Origin of the sequence: Sphingomonas sp. OV641 (assembly GCF_900109205.1) — a bacterium.
In the GTDB taxonomy this organism is placed as follows: domain Bacteria; phylum Pseudomonadota; class Alphaproteobacteria; order Sphingomonadales; family Sphingomonadaceae; genus Sphingomonas.
The window spans coordinates 946289-962155 of record NZ_FNZB01000001.1 but is presented as its reverse complement, the minus strand read 5'-3'; the positions used below and the strand labels follow the sequence as shown (position 1 = coordinate 962155).

18 protein-coding genes and 1 tRNA gene are annotated in these 15867 nt (G+C 63.5%); 7 read left to right on the top strand and 12 right to left on the bottom strand.

Annotated features, from left to right (window positions below; genetic code table 11):
• Positions 1 to 286: 286 nt before the first annotated feature.
• Genes BMX36_RS04450 through BMX36_RS04440 form a run of 3 tightly spaced genes read right to left on the bottom strand, consistent with a single transcriptional unit; the run spans position 287 to position 1043 of the window.
• Positions 287 to 502 carry a hypothetical protein gene (locus BMX36_RS04450; protein ID WP_093063803.1) on the bottom strand — a complete coding sequence of 72 codons (216 nt, stop codon included), beginning with the start codon at positions 500 to 502 and terminating at the stop codon, positions 287 to 289.
• A complete protein-coding gene (locus BMX36_RS04445) occupies positions 493 to 804 on the bottom strand; it encodes a hypothetical protein (RefSeq protein ID WP_093063802.1) in 312 nt (103 codons plus the stop codon). Before BMX36_RS04445 ends, BMX36_RS04450 begins: the two co-directional genes overlap by 10 nt.
• Positions 804 to 1043, bottom strand: coding sequence for a hypothetical protein (locus BMX36_RS04440; RefSeq protein ID WP_256210652.1), 240 nt, complete (start codon positions 1041 to 1043; stop codon positions 804 to 806). Before BMX36_RS04440 ends, BMX36_RS04445 begins: the two co-directional genes overlap by 1 nt.
• A gap of 75 nt (positions 1044 to 1118) precedes the next feature.
• Here BMX36_RS04440 and BMX36_RS04435 point away from each other — a divergent pair, with 75 nt between their 5' ends.
• Positions 1119 to 1508 (top strand): HIRAN domain-containing protein, encoded by a 390-nt coding sequence (locus BMX36_RS04435; protein WP_093063801.1) that lies wholly within the window; start codon positions 1119 to 1121, stop codon positions 1506 to 1508.
• Positions 1509 to 1638: 130 nt separating this feature from the next.
• Here the strand turns inward: BMX36_RS04435 and BMX36_RS04430 are convergent, their stop codons facing one another.
• From BMX36_RS04430 to BMX36_RS04415, 4 genes are all read right to left on the bottom strand, one after another.
• Entirely contained in the window at positions 1639 to 2094 is a 456-nt protein-coding gene (locus tag BMX36_RS04430) for a hypothetical protein (RefSeq protein ID WP_093063800.1), read from the bottom strand.
• Positions 2095 to 2215: 121 nt separating this feature from the next.
• Complete coding sequence (locus tag BMX36_RS04425; RefSeq protein WP_093063799.1) at positions 2216 to 3049, bottom strand: KilA-N domain-containing protein; 834 nt, start codon at positions 3047 to 3049, stop codon at positions 2216 to 2218.
• A 551-nt stretch (positions 3050 to 3600) separates the two neighbouring features.
• Positions 3601 to 4872 carry a tyrosine-type recombinase/integrase gene (locus BMX36_RS04420; protein ID WP_093063798.1) on the bottom strand — a complete coding sequence of 424 codons (1272 nt, stop codon included), beginning with the start codon at positions 4870 to 4872 and terminating at the stop codon, positions 3601 to 3603.
• 177 nt (positions 4873 to 5049) lie between these two features.
• Positions 5050 to 5135: transfer RNA gene (locus BMX36_RS04415), tRNA-Tyr, on the bottom strand.
• A gap of 241 nt (positions 5136 to 5376) precedes the next feature.
• Here BMX36_RS04415 and rlmB point away from each other — a divergent pair.
• Positions 5377 to 6120 (top strand): 23S rRNA (guanosine(2251)-2'-O)-methyltransferase RlmB, encoded by a 744-nt coding sequence (gene rlmB / locus BMX36_RS04410; RefSeq protein ID WP_093063797.1) that lies wholly within the window; start codon positions 5377 to 5379, stop codon positions 6118 to 6120.
• 99 nt (positions 6121 to 6219) lie between these two features.
• Here rlmB and BMX36_RS04405 read toward each other — a convergent pair whose 3' ends face one another.
• Positions 6220 to 6537: a 2Fe-2S iron-sulfur cluster-binding family protein gene (locus tag BMX36_RS04405; protein ID WP_093063796.1), complete on the bottom strand. Its 318-nt coding sequence runs from the start codon at positions 6535 to 6537 to the stop codon at positions 6220 to 6222.
• A gap of 54 nt (positions 6538 to 6591) precedes the next feature.
• Between BMX36_RS04405 and BMX36_RS04400 the strand changes: the two genes are divergently transcribed.
• Positions 6592 to 7221, top strand: coding sequence for a DNA-3-methyladenine glycosylase family protein (locus BMX36_RS04400; RefSeq protein WP_093063795.1), 630 nt, complete (start codon positions 6592 to 6594; stop codon positions 7219 to 7221).
• Positions 7222 to 7254: 33 nt separating this feature from the next.
• Here BMX36_RS04400 and BMX36_RS04395 read toward each other — a convergent pair whose 3' ends face one another.
• Positions 7255 to 7671 carry a DUF2147 domain-containing protein gene (locus BMX36_RS04395; RefSeq protein WP_066780374.1) on the bottom strand — a complete coding sequence of 139 codons (417 nt, stop codon included), beginning with the start codon at positions 7669 to 7671 and terminating at the stop codon, positions 7255 to 7257.
• Between the two features lie 23 nt (positions 7672 to 7694).
• Here BMX36_RS04395 and BMX36_RS04390 point away from each other — a divergent pair, with 23 nt between their 5' ends.
• Both BMX36_RS04390 and BMX36_RS04385 read left to right on the top strand, forming a co-directional pair.
• Entirely contained in the window at positions 7695 to 8564 is an 870-nt protein-coding gene (locus BMX36_RS04390) for a phosphorylase family protein (RefSeq protein ID WP_093063794.1), read from the top strand.
• A gap of 32 nt (positions 8565 to 8596) precedes the next feature.
• Positions 8597 to 9910 (top strand): Nramp family divalent metal transporter, encoded by a 1314-nt coding sequence (locus BMX36_RS04385; RefSeq protein ID WP_093063793.1) that lies wholly within the window; start codon positions 8597 to 8599, stop codon positions 9908 to 9910.
• Positions 9911 to 9941: 31 nt separating this feature from the next.
• Here the strand turns inward: BMX36_RS04385 and BMX36_RS04380 are convergent, their stop codons facing one another.
• The 3 genes from BMX36_RS04380 to BMX36_RS04370 all read right to left on the bottom strand — a co-directional run bounded on the left by BMX36_RS04380 (position 9942) and on the right by BMX36_RS04370 (position 12740).
• Entirely contained in the window at positions 9942 to 10721 is a 780-nt protein-coding gene (locus BMX36_RS04380) for a tyrosine-protein phosphatase (protein WP_093063792.1), read from the bottom strand.
• 94 nt (positions 10722 to 10815) lie between these two features.
• Positions 10816 to 11532, bottom strand: coding sequence for a hypothetical protein (locus BMX36_RS04375; RefSeq protein WP_093063791.1), 717 nt, complete (start codon positions 11530 to 11532; stop codon positions 10816 to 10818).
• Positions 11529 to 12740: a toxic anion resistance protein gene (locus BMX36_RS04370; protein ID WP_093063790.1), complete on the bottom strand. Its 1212-nt coding sequence runs from the start codon at positions 12738 to 12740 to the stop codon at positions 11529 to 11531. Before BMX36_RS04370 ends, BMX36_RS04375 begins: the two co-directional genes overlap by 4 nt.
• 226 nt (positions 12741 to 12966) lie before the next feature.
• Here BMX36_RS04370 and typA point away from each other — a divergent pair, with 226 nt between their 5' ends.
• Both typA and BMX36_RS04360 read left to right on the top strand, forming a co-directional pair.
• A complete protein-coding gene (typA, locus tag BMX36_RS04365) occupies positions 12967 to 14790 on the top strand; it encodes a translational GTPase TypA (protein ID WP_093063789.1) in 1824 nt (607 codons plus the stop codon).
• Positions 14787 to 15854, top strand: a complete 1068-nt coding sequence (locus BMX36_RS04360; RefSeq protein ID WP_093063788.1) for an oxidoreductase — start codon at positions 14787 to 14789, stop codon at positions 15852 to 15854. The genes typA and BMX36_RS04360 overlap by 4 nt, the downstream gene beginning before the upstream one ends.
• The last annotated feature ends 13 nt before the right edge of the window (positions 15855 to 15867 follow it).

Genomic DNA, 15867 nt, shown 5'->3' with positions numbered 1-15867 from the left:
GCAGAAGGAACGACTTCCAATTGCCCCGGGATGGATTGCATTCGGCCACCATCACGAAAGAGCGGCCGCCTCCCTGCGCAGTCGCAGATCGCCACTGCCACCCCGCGCGGATCGGCCGCGTCTTCGAGTATATTGGGCAGTGGCGAGGCGGCATGTCATTTGAAGACCAGTTTCCTGTGTCAGAAACAAGCTGCTTCCGCAGCGCAATGAGATGCCTGACGCGCACGTGTCCCCCCGATTCGGGGTTAGCGTAACACCCTTTCCGACCCGCTAACGAGTCCGGGCGTTAATGCCGCGTCGCGTGCGTCAACGCCTCAATCCCCTGCGCTAACTCGACCCAGCCATCAACTACGTCGCTCCGGCCGGACTCCGCGCTACGGATGCCGGTGACGATGAGATCGTGCGTCTCTTCCCGGCCGAGCGTCTGGACAAGCTCGTAGGCAAGCCGGACGGCGCTGTCGGGCACGGAGGTTTCGGGCTGTCCGAGAATAATCACGCGCATCGATACCGCCCCTGCTTCTCGTCCCACACCTCGAACCCTAGCTTGCGCTCGGTGGTATGGAACGCATGGTCGCGCCACCGACGCCACCGTGGATCATCGGCGCCGAACTCTACCGGGCTGACACCGAAGAAGCGAGATAGCTGGTCAATGTCCGTGGCGCTCAGCCGCTCCGGATGGCCTTCCTTTACGAACCTCGTCAGGTAACGCCGCGGCCGGCCGATCGTGCAGGACAGGCCGTTCAGGCTCGTTCTGCGCTGAACCGCCAGCTCGCGCAGCTTGGCGCGCGGATCTCGAACGATCATCAGTAGCAGCGCCACTCAAGCTCAGCGTCTTCCAGCGCCTCCCAGTCGTCACCGCCCGCACGGCGATCGCCCATGAACTTGCGCACTCCCTCAGGATCAGCCGCGCGCGGAAACGTGCGGTCGGCTTTCAGCGCCGTGGCGAGATTGCCAATCAATCCCCCTCGACCGTCCTGCTTCACCAGCCAGGTGCCGAACGCTTCGTCTACGGCGGTGCTCTGATCTGCGACATTGGCCATCATCGAATCTCTCTTGCCCGAATCGGATGCCCTCTTTTACCGGATGTTCCGCATTTGTTCTAGGGATGAGGCGAGGCCTTGGGTATCTGCGATTTTCGACTGCCGGCATGTGGAGAGTGGTACAACAACGAGGATGGCAGCAGCCGCCAAGAGGAACTGGCGCGCTGTGTTCCGGGAGAGCCGATCAAGCTGGTGCGTGAGCCCGACAACCCGCACGACCCGGCCGCCGTCGCGGTCAGAAGCGCTCGGGGCATCAAGATCGGCTACCTGCGCCGCGACCGGGCCCGCTGGATCGGGTCGAAGATCGACCGCGGTTATGACGTGCGAGGGATTGTGGAGCGCATCAAGGGCGCCTCGCTGCCGAACAGCACTCTTGGGCTGGTGATGCGGCTTAATATGGACGGCGAGGATCCGGCGCTGGGTCCGATCAAGCCGGACATCGGCGACTACCTTCTCAGCCACCGGTGATCCGACGCGGCGGCAGCGCGTAAGCGCGCCGGCTAGGTGCCGTGCGTTCTCACCCATACGTACCGCAGAACCACGTAGGTCAGCAGGACCAGCAAAGTTACCGCCCAGACGGGCATGGACTTAGCGGCCTTCACAGCTTCGCCGTGAGCAATCGGACACGCTCCCGGTCCTTTGGCCTGCCGAAGCCTACCAACATGCCGAGCAACTCCACCAGGCTGGGAACGAACACGAGTGCGCCATCTACTGCGATGGCCTGTCGGGGCTGAAGGACTAAGCTTTCCCACTTCTCATCAACCCGGGTTTCCACGCCCGCCATGAACTCAACCCGCATCGCGTTGCCCCTCCAAGTGGCAAAGATCTCCGAGCGGAAATTCCCGCGCTCGAAGTTTCTGATCGGCTCAACGCCAATCATCGGGAGGATTTTCGCGGCATCTCTCACGCTGAGCAGGGCGTCGATCTCGGCCACGCGCACCGGCGACACCCCTAAAAGCGCCACAGCCGCGCTGCCTACGATCCACCAAGGATCGCGCTCTGGCTGCATTACGGCAGCGACAGACACGAGAGTTTCCCGCATGGCCGGGGTCATAAGCAACGCCTCTCCGGGTAGATAGCTCTGAGCCGTGCGGTTTGAAAGCAGCGAACCTGCGGAGCTGCGAAGGAGCCCGCCGGGTGAGGGCGGGCCAGTTGTCGCGTTTTGGGAAGTTATCTCAGTTAGGCGAATATCGCGGGAGCGCGCGGCCCTGCTCGCGCGCCGCCAGAGCGGCCAGCGCATTGTTCGCGACCGGCGCCGGAAGCTTGCTCTTACGCACCTGATCTCGAAGATACGCGGGCATCTTTACCGGTACATACTCTTCTCGCAGCCACCGCTTGAAAGTGGGAATAGCGTCTTCAGGATAGCACCAAGCGTCCTGCGGGTTCGACCACGACTGCGGGAAGTAAGAGGGGTAGCTGTGAGGGTAGAGGGCGCGTGGGCCGAAATCCTCATCGAGCTGATGCTTTGTCCAGTGCCGCCCCCAACATCCCCCGACGCTTAGGTCAAGGATCATTCTTGTGCCGAAGTCGGCGCCGTTGGTGATCATTGAAGCGAACAGGTCGCTGATCTGCTGAAACACCGCGAAGTAGCCCAGGGGGACGTTGTCATAAACAAGCGATACGCGGTCTTCGAACTGCGCCCAGACGCGGTCGTTGGGGCGCAAACCTGTCATCCAGGCTAGCACCCACTGGCTGACCTTCACAGCGAACTGAGGCGAAAGCCATTGCGCGAGATGAACCGATACCTGTGGGTGCACCCAAGTGCCCTGATGCTCGGCGGCGCCGCCTTTCACGGACTGCACTAGGGTCGATATCGGAATACCGATATCGCTCGCTAGCGCGTCAAGAAATGCCTTCGTCTGTGCGTTCTCGCGGTAGTGGCCCCAGAGCTTGCCGGCCGCTTTGCACATCGCGGTCGCGTTGATGTAGCCGTCGTCAGCGCGAAGCTGGATCAGCGATCCTTGATAGCTGTGCGGGACAAGTGCGAGTGTTTTACCGGTGAATGTCATATAACGTTTCCCTTATATGATCAGGGAAACCGCTTGACGGCAGTGTACGATTATCGTAGCCGACAGTTAGCAAGGTTGGCCTCCCTGACAGAGGTTGACTGACGGCCGGTCGCTCCCCACGAGCGCCGGTTGTCCCCTTTTATCCGTTCTCGTAGTGTTGTTCCAATCCTCTGTTTGAAGAACAGGGGTGAAACCTTACGGGAACGTCCCATTTCAGGACGGGGTGTAGATCCTCTGTCGAGGTCTTCTTCGGCGTGTTGTCACGCCGCCGGTGAACGTCCGATTTGGGTGGGGAGCGGACGTTCGGCTTTATCGCTGATCGGCGGCTAAATACCCGACTACGAACCACAGCGCAGGTAGAGCGAGAAGGGCTGCGAGCACCCATCGTCTCCGCCGAAGGCTCCACACGATCGCGAACGGTGCGGTGATCACCCACTGTCCGCCAAGGACGATTATAGCGCCACCAAGAATCTCTCGCATTGGCTACGGGTGGCATCTCCGTCGAACGTCCGCAATTGGGCGTTAGCTGCCCTTCCGTTTTGCGTCCCAGTTCAGTTCCGCTTGCCATCCAGCAGCGCCGCTGCCGGCGGCGCGTCGGCGAGGACCATATCAGCCCAGATCTGCGCCAACTCGACACGCCGATCCATGTGCGCGGCCCGGTTGTATGCGCCTTCAACCTTGTCCTCGACCACGTGGGCCAGCATCAGGTTGATCACCTCGCGATCATCCGGCCGACCTTCCCGCCGGCGCCATTCGTTCATGATGGACGAGAACGACGAGCGGTAGCCGTGGGTGCAGTGCCGGTTGCGATAGATCCCGCCGTTCGCCCGGATGATCAGCGCGCGCACGCCGTTCTCCGACATGGGTCGGTGGGCGTGACGGTCGTTCGGGAACAGGTAGGGCAGGTGGCCGGTGAGCGGTCGAACCGCTTCGATCACCTCCACTGCCTGCCGGGACAGCGGCACGATATGTTCGAACTGCGTGTCGTCCTTCAGTCGGAGCGCCAGCTTCATGGTGCCAGGCGGGACTCGCCAGATAGGAGAGGGGCCGTCCAGTCCCTCGAACTCTTCCCACTTGGCGAAGCGCTGAACGGCCGATCGCACGGCTGTCAGCGCCACCAGCCGGTTCGCCAGCTTCGTGATCGGGCTCGCCCGTTCTTCCTCGATATCCGCGATCATGGCGCGCAGTTGGTCCAGATCGGTGATGGCCGGCTGCTTGGTCGCTTTCGGCTTTGGCTTGAGCAACGATTTGACCACCGCCGCCGGGTCGCCCGTGCGCAGGCCGGCGGCCGCAGCATAGGCGAAGACGTCACTCGCACGCTGCCGGATCCTGCTGGCCGTCTCGATCGCGCCCCTGTTCTCCACCCGGCGCAGGGCGTCGAGAAGGATCGCTTCGGTCACGTCCTTGATCGGCATCGCGCCGATCGCGGGAAACAGGTCCTTCTCCAGACTGTCGATCACGTTGCCGGCGTGCACCTTGCTCCACCGCGGCTTGTTGAGCTCGTGCCAGGCGCGGGCGCACGCCTCAAAGGTGTGCGACGTGCCGATCACGCGCGCGGCCTTCTCCTGCTTCTTTTCTATCGCCGGATCGCGCCCGTCGCGGAGCGCCTTCTTTGCGGTGTCTCGCAGATCGCGCGCGGCCGACAGGCTCACCTGGGGGTACAGGCCGTGAGTGAGGAGCTTCTCCTTACCCCCAAACCGGTACTTCTGGCGCCAGGAGCGGGCGCCCGAGGGGGCGACGTGCAGGAATAATCCGCCCGTGTCCGAGAGCTTGTAGGCCTTGTCCGCGCCCTTGGCGCGCTTGATCTGGGCGTCCGTCAGCATCGTTCCCTGTCTGGGGGTATCAATACCCCCACCTCTGAACAGTACCCCCGCCGATACCCCGACAGGGGGTACGCTTGGGCTGGATCGTGCTGGACAAAGCCGGACGATAGAACCCGCGCGTTTCTGCGCCTGTTCTACCCTTGTTCGGACTGTTTCGGAAGCCGCCGGAGCGGTTCTTGGTGGAAGGGGCTGGATTCGAACCAGCGTACACTTGCGTGGGCAGATTTACAGTCTGCTGCCTTTAACCACTCGGCCACCCTTCCACAGGGCCGCTTCGTTAGAGCGAGGGCGCCCAATGCCGAAGCCTGGGCGGCGTGTCAACGCATGTGATCACGGTGTGGTGGAATTTTGCTGGCTCCCTGTCAGGCGCCAACTTTCCGTCGCTGCACTTTGCGCTTATGCGGGGGTTTCTGGAGCGTAGCAGACGAACGGGTCGACCATTCGCGGGCACCTGCTCGATCGTTCCCGACCAACCTTTACGATCAAACCGGAAGAGACGAACTGATGGCGCGCCGTGGACATCGCCCAAGCCAAGCACCTGGCAACCGACCCCGATTCTGGGGGCGCCATGCCGTGACCGCAGCGCTCGCGAACCCTGACCGCACCGTGAAGAAGCTGTGGGGCACGCGGGAGGCGCTGGCGAACCTGCAACTCCCGCCGCTTCTGCCGGTCGTGTACGCTGATGTAGCCGACTTGGGGCGCATGGTGCCGGCGGACGCGCCGCATCAGGGGCTGGTGGCGGAGGTGGATCCGCTTGAGGAGATCTGGCTGGGAGATTTGCTGGATCAGGGGCGCGATGATCGTCGTCCACTCGTAATCCTGGATCAGGTGACCGACCCGCATAACGTGGGTGCGGTGCTGCGGTCGGCGGCGGCGTTCGATGCGCTGGGGATCGTCACCCAGGATCGCCATGCGCCGCCGGAATCGGGAGCGCTCGCCCGCTCGGCGTCTGGCGCGCTGGAGACGGTTCCGTGGGTTCGCGTGGTGAACCTGGCGCGGGCGCTGGACGAGATTGCGGAAGCAGGCTTCTGGCGCATCGGCCTGACCGGGCACGCGACGCAAACGCTTGGGGAGTCCATGGGCGAAGGGCGGATCGCCCTGGTTCTGGGTGCGGAAGGCGAAGGGATGCGCCAGAACACCGAGGCACATTGCGATCAGCTCGCCAAGCTCCCGATCAGTCCCAATGTCGAGAGCCTCAACGTTTCGAACGCGGCGGCGATCGCCTTATACGCTATCGCCACGCGATAGGCGGGACATCGGCTCAGGGTTCATGAGTGTCGATTGATGAGGTGGCAGGCGGAGCTTCACGCACCGGCAGCAGCATGCCGGTGCGCGTCTGGTGAAGCCTCAGTCTTCCTCGGCGATCCGAACCTTCAAGCCATCAAGTTCCGGGCCGAACGGCAGCTGACACGAAAGCCGGGAAGTGCCATCGCGGCTGCTGGACGATTCCAAGAGGTCATTCTCGTCTTCGGTCATCGGCGGCAGTTTGTCCGCAAATTCCGGGTCGACATGGATGTGGCAGGTCGCGCAGCTGCAGCAACCACCGCAAAGCGCGAGGATTTCATCGATGCCGCCATCGCGAATGACTTCCATGACTGACAGCCCCGCCGCGCCATCGATGACACGTTCTTCCCCGTCCCGCAGCGTGACGATAAGCTTGGACATTATGCTCTCCCCGCAAGTTTCCTGTTCCATTGCCGATCTTGAGGGCAAGCTGCAATGGGGCTGAGCGCCGAGCAGCTGCGCGAGGGCGTGGATGCGCTCGCCCGGCTCGAACCCAAATTTGCGCCAGCCTTGGAGCGCGTTGGCTATCCGCCCACCCGAATACGCGAGCGCGGCCATGTTACGCTGATGCGAACAATCGTCGGGCAGCAGGTGAGCGTGAAGGCCGCCGAGGCGATGTGGCGGAAGCTGATCGACCTGATTGGAGACCCCGTGGATCTGGATCGTCTCGGCCACGCCAGCGACGAGGAGATGCGAGCCGCGGGCATGTCCCGGCAAAAAACGGCCTATCTGCGGAGCCTTTCGGAAGAGGTCGTCAGCGGACGGCTGGACTTCGCCCATTTGCCGGCGGACGACGATGAGGCCGTCGCGCTGCTGATGCGCGTAAAGGGCATCGGACGCTGGTCGGCCGAAATCTACCTGTTGTTCGCAGAAGGCCGGCCGGACATCTGGCCAGCCGGGGATCTGGCGGTGCAGATCGAGGTCGGCAAGATCCTGGGGCACGATACGCGCCCGAGCGAAAAGCTGACGCGGGAGCTCGCCGCGCCTTGGAGCCCGCATCGCGGGGCCGCTGCCATCTTTGCCTGGCACCATTATGGCGCAAAGGGAGAAGCGGTGCCGGTCTGATCCTTGCCACGCGCGCGGCGAGCCGATGAAGCGTTACCGCGCGGCCTTCCAGACCTGCGTCTGACAGATGAAGGAAACGCACCCTTTCACCCGCAGCGTGCCATTCTCACCGCGAGTAACGATCGACTTGTAGCTCTTGCCGTTGCGCGGATCATAGATTCGGCCGCGCCACTCCTCGCCCGCATCGCTAAAGCCGGACAGGATCGGCAATCCGATCATCGGCCGAGCGCGAAGCTTGGCATCGGGGTTGTTGACATCGGTAGCGGGAGCGCCGGGGCGGGGCTTCACCACCGAAGCAATCCTGCCGCACGTGCTGGCGCCGCAAGGTCCCACTTGAATGATTGCGGATCCATCTTCGGTCAGCCACCGACCGGCGATCGGTTGTGCCGCATGCGCCGACCCGGCAAGGGAGAGGGCGAAAAGGGCGGCGGCGGCGCGGATGATCGTCATGCCGATCTTATCGGAGGAGCGCGATGAACACGCAATGGACGATTGGGATCATCGGCGGCTCGGGCCTTTACGCCATCGATGGCCTGGAGGATGCGGAGTGGCGATCGGTGGCGAGCCCCTGGGGTACGCCGTCGGACGACATTCTCTTCGGTCGCATAGGCGATGTCGGACTCCGCTTCTTGCCGCGCCATGGCCGTGGACACCGGATCGCCCCGCATGACATTCCGGTGCGAGCGAACATTGACGCATTGAAGCGGGCAGGGTGCACGGACCTACTTGCCTTATCCTCGGTCGGTTCGCTGCAGGAGGAAGTGGCGCCCGGCCAATTCGCCATCGTCAACCAGTTCATCGACCGCACGGTCTCCCGCCCGGCGAGCTTCTTCGGCACGGGGCTGGTGGCGCATGTGTCGCTGGCGGACCCGGTGTGCGAGCGGCTGTCCGCATTCGCCGCCGCTGCCGTGCAGGCAGCCGGTGGCAGGGTGACGGAAGGCGCCACTTACCTCGCGATGGAGGGACCTCAATTCTCGACCCGCGCCGAGAGCCTGATGTATCGCGCATGGGGCGGAGACGTGATCGGCATGACCGGCATGCCGGAGGCGCGGCTCGCCCGCGAAGCCGAGCTGCCCTACGCGCTGGTCGGAATGGTGACCGACTATGATTGCTGGCGAGAAGACGAAGCCGCTGTCGATGTGAACGCGATCCTGTCGCACATGGCCGCCAACGGCGCGATTGCACGAGCGGCGGTGAAGGCGCTGGTCGCCAGCCTGCCCGCCGAGCGCACTCCATCCCCGATCGATACCGCGCTGGACGGCGCCATTATCACCGCATCAATGGCGCGCGATCCTGCGCTGGTCGAGCGCAACGCGGCCATTCTTTCCCGATTGAAACGTTGAAACTCCCAAGCGAATTCCGCATTGCAGCGGGGATGACCCCGCCTGCTGCCGAGCTGATGCGATCGCTTCCGGAGGTTCACGCCTCCATCCGGGTGCCGGAAGGCGCGAGCTTCTGGCGCCGGCTGTTCGCCTTTGTCGGACCCGGCTGGCTGGTGGCCGTCGGCTATATGGACCCGGGGAACTGGGCCACCGACATCGCCGGGGGATCGGCCTTTGGCTACACGCTGCTGAGCGTCATCCTTCTTTCCAACCTGATGGCCATCGTGCTCCAGGCGCTGTCAGCACGGCTGGGGATTGGCGCCGGTATGGATTTGGCGCAGGCGTGCAGACGACAATATTCGCGGCCGGTTTCCATGGTGCTGTGGATCTTGTGCGAGATCGCGATCATCGCCTGCGATCTGGCGGAGGTGCTTGGCACGGCGATCGCGCTGAAGCTGTTGTTCGGACTGCCGCTGGTCGCAGGGGTCTGCGTCACGGCGCTTGACGTATTCCTGATCCTGGCATTGCAGCGCTACGGCTTTCGTCGCCTGGAGGCATTTGTCGCATCGCTGCTGATCGTGATCGCCGGTTGCTTTGCGCTTGAGCTCGCATGGGCCGGACCGGACTGGGGCGCGGCCGCGGTGGGACTGATCCCGTCTGCTGAAATCGTCAGCAATCCCGCCATGCTCTACATCGCCATCGGCATTCTTGGCGCGACCGTGATGCCCCACAACCTGTACCTGCACTCGGCGATCGTGCAGACCCGGGCTGTCGGAACGAAGGTTGCCGAAAAGCGCGACGCGCTGAAGATGGCAACGATCGATTCGACCGTCAGCCTTGGCCTGGCGTTCTTCATCAACGCCGCAATCCTCGTGTTGGCGGCCGCGACCTTCCATGTCGCGGGACGGACGGAAGTGGCAGAGATCGAGGAAGCGCATCGCCTGCTCGCGCCCATGCTGGGTGTCGGCGTGGCGAGCGTCGTTTTCGCCGTTGCGCTGTTGGCGAGCGGGCAGAATTCCACCGTGACTGGCACCTTGGCCGGTCAGATCGTTATGGAAGGCTTTCTTGAGCTTCGTCTGCCGCTCTGGCTGCGGCGGATGATTACGCGCGGGCTGGCGATCATCCCCGCGGTGATCGGCGTGGCGCTGGCGGGAGACAGCGGAGCGACGCAGTTGCTCGTCCTCAGCCAGGTGGTGCTCAGTCTGCAACTTCCATTCGCGGTGCTGCCGCTGGTAGCGTTCACCGGAAGTCGGCGGATGATGGGGCCGCTGGCGGCGCCAAGGTGGCTGGCAGTGCTTGCGTGGGGCATCGCCGCCGCGATCGTCACCTTGAACGGCTGGATGCTTTGGGGCCTTATCACTGGATAATTCGGCCGAAGTTTGCTGCGGGTGGTGACGATCAGGCTACCAGCCGCTCGCGGAGCGCTTCACGCCGGGCTGCGTCGACGCCCAGCACTTCATCGGCATAGCGTTCGACTGAGCCGTGATGCTCGTTAATCGAGCGGGTCGCAGCCTTGAGATACTGGGCGTCCACGCCCATCAATGTCTCGATGGCCTCATCGGTGATCTGCGGACCATAACGCTGACGGATCGAGTCACCGGCGGCGGCAATGCGCCGCTTCTGATCGCCCGCTGCATTCGTGAGCAGGTAATCGGCCATCACGTCATCTTCGTGCACGCCAAGAAGCCGGTGAAGCAGGGCCGCGGCAAGGCCGGTGCGATCCTTGCCCGCGAGGCAATGAAGCAGACTGGGGCCCTGGCGCGTCGCCAGTGCCTCGAAATAAAGAGTAAGCGATCGGACCAGCACGGTCCGGAACGGCATATTTTCGTACAAGCGCGTCATCGCCGCGCGCGCCTCGGAAGCGGTTGTGATCCCGCTGCCCGCTTCCTCATGCGGCGCCAGTTCCGACCCGGCGGTCTCGCCCGGTGCGAAAAGCACCAGGCCGTCAAAGCCGTCATGACGAAGGCAGGGCATAAGCTGCCGCTCGCTATCCCCGCGAAGATCAATGACCGTCGCTATGCCGAGGTTTGCGACGCCGGCAAGATCGTTGGACGTGGCATCGCCATGCTGCCCAGAGCGCCAAAGGACACCCTGCCGCAATCGGCCATCGCGCGCGGCATAGCCGCCATAGTCGCGGAAGTTGTGGATACCTTCAAAGACGAGGACACGATCGTTCATGCGCGACTGCTAACGCATCCACATGACAATGTCGCGTCAATTAAGCGGATCGGCTTAGAGGAGCCCATGCCCTTCCGAAGACTGGCAAATCACGTCACGCCGGGTCACCGTCCTTGTATTTCATTTCCAGAAAGCGGCCGCGCGTTTCCAACGAATCGAGATCGCCGCGCGCCAGTTCCTCGCTTAGCTGGCCGATTTCGCGCTCTATCAGTTCCAGTCCTTCGACCAGCTGCCGATCGGGTGTCTTGCCGTTGCGCTCGGTATCCCGGAGTTCCGCCGGGACGCGCTGATAGTCGCGAATGAATTCGGGCAGCTGCTCGCCGACCAGGCGCCGGATATCGAGCGCCGCGGGCGTGTCATCCTCCACCGACGCCAGCTGCTTGCCGAGCGTATCCAGTCGCAGGCCGATCCGGTCGGTCACCTGAACCGCCGGGGCGGGCAGCGCCGGCCGCTGCGCATCGAGCCAGCGGGTGGTCTGGGTTGGCAATGCCTTCAACTCGCTTTTGGCAAGCTTTTCGTGCGTCACCGGTTTGGGCCCTGGCGCAAAGGCAATGGCCAGCGTCACCGCCATCATGACCATCATCACTGCAAGCGCGCCGAACAGGCCCAGAGGAGCCGCGGCCAGGCCGATCACAGCAGCGGCAATCAGGATGGCGGCGTTGGAAATGCCGATGGCGGCGACGCGTTTGGCAAGGCTGCGTCCCTCTCGCGGTCGGCGGCGGACCGGCACCTGCTCGAACGACTGCAGCCTGACCCGATCGAGCGTGCCACGTGCCCGCGCAAGCGCGTCGTCGGTATCGTAAGAGGTCACAGCGCCTCCAGCTTGAAGGTTTCAGGCGAGGAACCGACTCGATTCTGTGCGGCGCCTTCCGCCCGAGCGATATAGCCGCGCGACTTTTCCACCTCGTTCGACAGTGTGTCGACCGTGCTCTTCATCGAATCGAGCGCCTTCACCTTGAAAGTGTCGATCGCGTCCATCGTTTCGTAGATGTTCTGGAACGCACGCTGGAGTGTTTCCAGCGGAATGGCCGAGCTTGCCGCCTGTTCGTGGATCCGGGCGGTGTTGGAGCGCAGCAGCTTGCCGGTCGAATCGATGATGCCGGCCGTGGTGTTGTTCAGCTGAGTGATCTGTTCCAGCACCAGCTTCTGATTGGTCATCGCATGCGCGACGGTGACGGCAGTGCGTAGCGCGGCGACCGTCGTCGTGGATGCCCGATCCACGCCCTTGATCAGCTCAACGTTGTTCTTCTTGACCAGATCGAGTGCCAGATAGCCCTGAACGGTCACCGCCATCTGAGTCAGGAGATCCTGGGTCCGCTGACGTGCGTAGAAGAGCGCGCTTTCGCGGATCGCCTTGGCCTTGGCCGGGTCGGTCGCGTCCAGCTCGTTCGCCTTGTCCTCCAGCTTGCTATCCAGCATCTTCGACAGCTGAATCATCTGCTCCAGCTTGCCCATCGCGCTCCAAAGATTGGCGCGTTCGGTGTCGATGGACGCATTGTCCATCAGGAGCTCGTCCTTGCCTGACCCGAGGCTCTTAAGAATGGAGGCGATGTGCGTCTGGCTGGATTTGTAGCTGTCGAAATAATTGCGCATCTTGTTCCCGAATGGGATGATGCCGAACAGCTTCTGCGGGGCGGTAAGGTTGCCCTTCTTGCCCGGATCGAGATCCTCCACGACGCGGCGCAACTGGGCCAGATCCTTGCCCACGCCGGTTTCCTGATCCATCGCCCGGACGGGGCGATCGAGAAAACGGTTGGACTGGCCGGCCGCGTCGCGGATTTCCTTCGCGCCCATGTTGGTGATTGCATCGACCACCTTGCCGAATTCCGGGCTGTTTGCATCCCGCTCCATCAGCTGCTGAACGGCATAGTCGGCGCGTTCCTCCAGCTTGGACTTGGTGCCGTCATCGACCGGAACGAGGCCGGCTGCCTTTTCCGCAGCGACCGTCGGCACCGGATCGGGGGGCGTGAGCGTCAGCGCCGGCTCGGTCGCGGTGATCGTGTCGGGGGTGCTCGCCATGTGGTTCCTCCAGCGTTGCCGTCAGGATGGCGGCAGACGGGTCTTCGTTCAAGTGTATCAGTCATATAATACGCTGTGGAGACTGCGCAAAGCGTGAGAAGAGCGGTGCTCGACATGTGATTCCCGGCATGACGATGCTGCGAGCGCGAAGGCTGGCGCTTTCGGGTCGTTTCGGCTATGCGCGCCCGCAACGCTGCCGCGCCGTGGTGGCCATCCAGGAATTTGTATGAATTTGCGCAACATCGCCATCATCGCGCACGTCGATCATGGCAAGACCACGCTTGTTGACCAGCTGTTCCGCCAGTCGGGCACCTTTCGAGAGAACCAGCGCATCGAAGAGCGCGCGATGGATTCGAACGACCTCGAGAAGGAGCGCGGGATCACGATTCTCGCCAAGCCTACCTCGATCGAGTGGGAAGGCACGCGCATCAACATCGTCGATACGCCGGGCCACGCCGATTTCGGCGGCGAGGTGGAGCGCATCCTCTCGATGGTCGACGGTGTGATCCTGCTGGTCGATTCGTCGGAAGGCGCGATGCCGCAGACCAAGTTCGTGACGGGCAAGGCGCTGGCGTTGGGCCTGCGCCCGATCGTGGTGGTCAACAAGGTCGACCGCCCCGACCAGCGCATCCAGGAAGTGCTGGACGAGGTATTCGACCTGTTCGTCAGCCTGGACGCGAGCGATGAGCAGCTCGACTTTCCGGTGCTCTACGCGTCGGGCCGCAACGGCTATGCCAGCGAGGATCCCGATCGCCGTGAGGGCACGCTGACGCCGCTGTTCCAGAAAATCGTTGATCACGTGCCGCCGCCGGCGCTGGACGTCGATGCGCCGTTCACCTTTCTCGTGACTCTGCTCGACCGCGACAACTTCCTCGGCCGCGTGCTCACCGGCCGCGTCAACTCGGGCACCGTCAAGGTCAACCAGCCGATCCACGCGCTCGACATGGACGGCAAGGTGATCGAGACCGGCCGCGCGTCGAAGATCATGACCTTCCAGGGCCTCGAGCGCGTGCCGACCGACGAGGCGCGCGCCGGCGACATCATCAGCCTCGCCGGCCTCACCGTCGCGACCGTGTCGAACACGATCGCCGACACCAGCGTGACCGAGGCGATCCAGGCGCAGCCGATCGATCCGCCGACGCTGTCGATGCGCTTTGCGGTGAATGATTCGCCGATGGCTGGCCGCGAGGGCAGCAAGGTGACGAGCCGCATGATCCGCGACCGCCTGTTCCGCGAGGCCGAGTCGAACGTTGCCATCAAGGTGACCGAATCGTCCGACCGTGACAGCTATGAAGTTGCCGGCCGTGGCGAGCTTCAGCTTGGCGTGCTGATCGAGACGATGCGCCGCGAGGGCTTCGAGCTGGGCATCAGCCGCCCGCGCGTGCTGTTCCGCGAGGACGAGAGCGGCAAGCGCACCGAACCGTATGAAACCGTCATCATCGACGTAGACGAGGAGCATTCGGGCTCGGTCGTCGAGAAGATGAACCTGCGTAAGGCCGAAATGACCGACATGCGCCCGTCGGGCGGTGGCAAGACGCGCATCACCTTCTCGGCGCCGTCGCGCGGCATGATCGGCTATCACGGCGAGTTCCTGTCGGACACGCGCGGCACCGGCATCATGAACCGGCTGTTCGAGAAGTACGGCCCGCACAAGGGCGTGATCGAGGGGCGCAAGAACGGTGTGCTGATCTCGAACGGCGCGGGCGAGGCACAGGCCTATGCACTCGGCCCGCTGGAGGATCGCGGCATCCTGTTCGTCGGCCATGGCGAGGCGCTCTACGAGGGCATGATCATCGGTGAGAACGCCAAGACGGAAGACCTTGAGGTCAACCCGATGAAGGCGAAGCAGCTGACCAACTTCCGCGCCTCGGGCGGCAAGGACGATGCCGTTCGCCTGACCCCGCCGAAGAAGATGACGCTGGAGCAGGCGATCGCGTACATCGACGATGACGAGATGGTCGAGGTGACGCCGAAGACGATCCGCCTGCGCAAGCGCTTCCTCGATCCGAACGAGCGCAAGCGGATGAAGCGGTCTGCCGAAGCGGCGTGAGTGACCGGCCGGTCCGGGTAGGCCTGATCGGCTTTGGCTATGCGGGGCGGACGTTTCACGCCCCGCTGATCGGCGCGACCGAGGGGATCGAGCTTGCGGCGATTGCGTCTTCGCAACGCGACGCCATTGCCGATCAACTCGGGCCTGTCCCAGTCGTTGGGTCCGTGGCCGACTTGCTCGTGCGTCAGGATGTCGATCTGGTGGTGGTCGCGAGTCCGAACCACAGCCACGCCTCAATCGCTTGCCAAGCGCTTGAGGCGGGCAAGCATGTCGTAGTCGAAAAGCCTTACGCGCTGACGCTGGATGAGGCGCGCGGCGTCAATGAACGGGCACGCCGGAGCGGGCGGTTGCTTGCAGTATTCCAGAACCGGCGATGGGACAGCGACTTTCTGGCAGTTCGCGCTGCGATCGAACGTGGCTTGATCGGCCAGGTCGTCCATTTCGAAAGTCATTTCGACCGCTTTCGCCCGCAGGTGCGCGATCGCTGGCGAGAACGGCCTGAAGGCGGCGGCGGGATCTGGTACGATCTGGCGCCGCATCTGGTGGACCAAGCCCTTCAGCTGTTCGGCTTGCCCGAGCGCGTCGAGGCGAGCCTTGCCATTCTTCGCCCCGGCGCGTCGGCGCACGACTGGGCACATGCCATTCTACACTATCCCGACAAGCGGGTGATCCTGCACGCGAGCATGCTGGCGGCAGGCGGCAGCGCGCGATTTATCGTGCATGGCACGTTAGGCAGCCTGGTGAAGGAACGCGCTGATCAACAGGAAGCGCAGTTGCTGGCCGGGGTGGTGCCCGGCTCGCCGGGATGGGGCAGGGATGAAGACCCGCTAGTCCGTTATGATGAGGGTGGGCGGACAGAGTTACCGGCACCGGCGGGAGACCAGCGCGCCTTCTACCGCGGTGTGGTTGCCGCAATACGTGATGGTGCGAAAAGCCCCGTGCCACTCGCCCAGGCACTTGCAACCACAGCGGTGATAGAGGCTGCGCTGCGTTCGTCCTCGGAGCAGCGTGCAATACCGCTCAGCCTGACGCGGGCAGAGCAGGTGGCGTTCGCGGAGGACTAAAACCATGCGCGAG

Excerpts from the sequence above, each read along its gene's own strand:
- BMX36_RS04445 (WP_093063802.1), bottom strand. The coding sequence starts at position 804 with ATGATCGTTCGAGATCCGCGCGCCAAGCTGCGCGAGCTGGCGGTTCAG.
- typA (WP_093063789.1), top strand. The coding sequence starts at position 12,967 with ATGAATTTGCGCAACATCGCCATCATCGCGCACGTCGATCATGGCAAG.
- BMX36_RS04400 (WP_093063795.1), top strand. The coding sequence starts at position 6,592 with ATGGGGCTGAGCGCCGAGCAGCTGCGCGAGGGCGTGGATGCGCTCGCC.
- BMX36_RS04425 (WP_093063799.1), bottom strand. The coding sequence starts at position 3,049 with ATGACATTCACCGGTAAAACACTCGCACTTGTCCCGCACAGCTATCAA.
- BMX36_RS04380 (WP_093063792.1), bottom strand. The coding sequence starts at position 10,721 with ATGAACGATCGTGTCCTCGTCTTTGAAGGTATCCACAACTTCCGCGAC.
- BMX36_RS04440 (WP_256210652.1), bottom strand. The coding sequence starts at position 1,043 with ATGATGGCCAATGTCGCAGATCAGAGCACCGCCGTAGACGAAGCGTTC.
- BMX36_RS04385 (WP_093063793.1), top strand. The coding sequence starts at position 8,597 with ATGACCCCGCCTGCTGCCGAGCTGATGCGATCGCTTCCGGAGGTTCAC.
- rlmB (WP_093063797.1), top strand. The coding sequence starts at position 5,377 with ATGGCGCGCCGTGGACATCGCCCAAGCCAAGCACCTGGCAACCGACCC.
- BMX36_RS04405 (WP_093063796.1), bottom strand. The coding sequence starts at position 6,537 with ATGTCCAAGCTTATCGTCACGCTGCGGGACGGGGAAGAACGTGTCATC.
- BMX36_RS04420 (WP_093063798.1), bottom strand. The coding sequence starts at position 4,872 with ATGCTGACGGACGCCCAGATCAAGCGCGCCAAGGGCGCGGACAAGGCC.
- BMX36_RS04430 (WP_093063800.1), bottom strand. The coding sequence starts at position 2,094 with ATGACCCCGGCCATGCGGGAAACTCTCGTGTCTGTCGCTGCCGTAATG.
- BMX36_RS04370 (WP_093063790.1), bottom strand. The coding sequence starts at position 12,740 with ATGGCGAGCACCCCCGACACGATCACCGCGACCGAGCCGGCGCTGACG.
- BMX36_RS04390 (WP_093063794.1), top strand. The coding sequence starts at position 7,695 with ATGAACACGCAATGGACGATTGGGATCATCGGCGGCTCGGGCCTTTAC.
- BMX36_RS04395 (WP_066780374.1), bottom strand. The coding sequence starts at position 7,671 with ATGACGATCATCCGCGCCGCCGCCGCCCTTTTCGCCCTCTCCCTTGCC.
- BMX36_RS04450 (WP_093063803.1), bottom strand. The coding sequence starts at position 502 with ATGCGCGTGATTATTCTCGGACAGCCCGAAACCTCCGTGCCCGACAGC.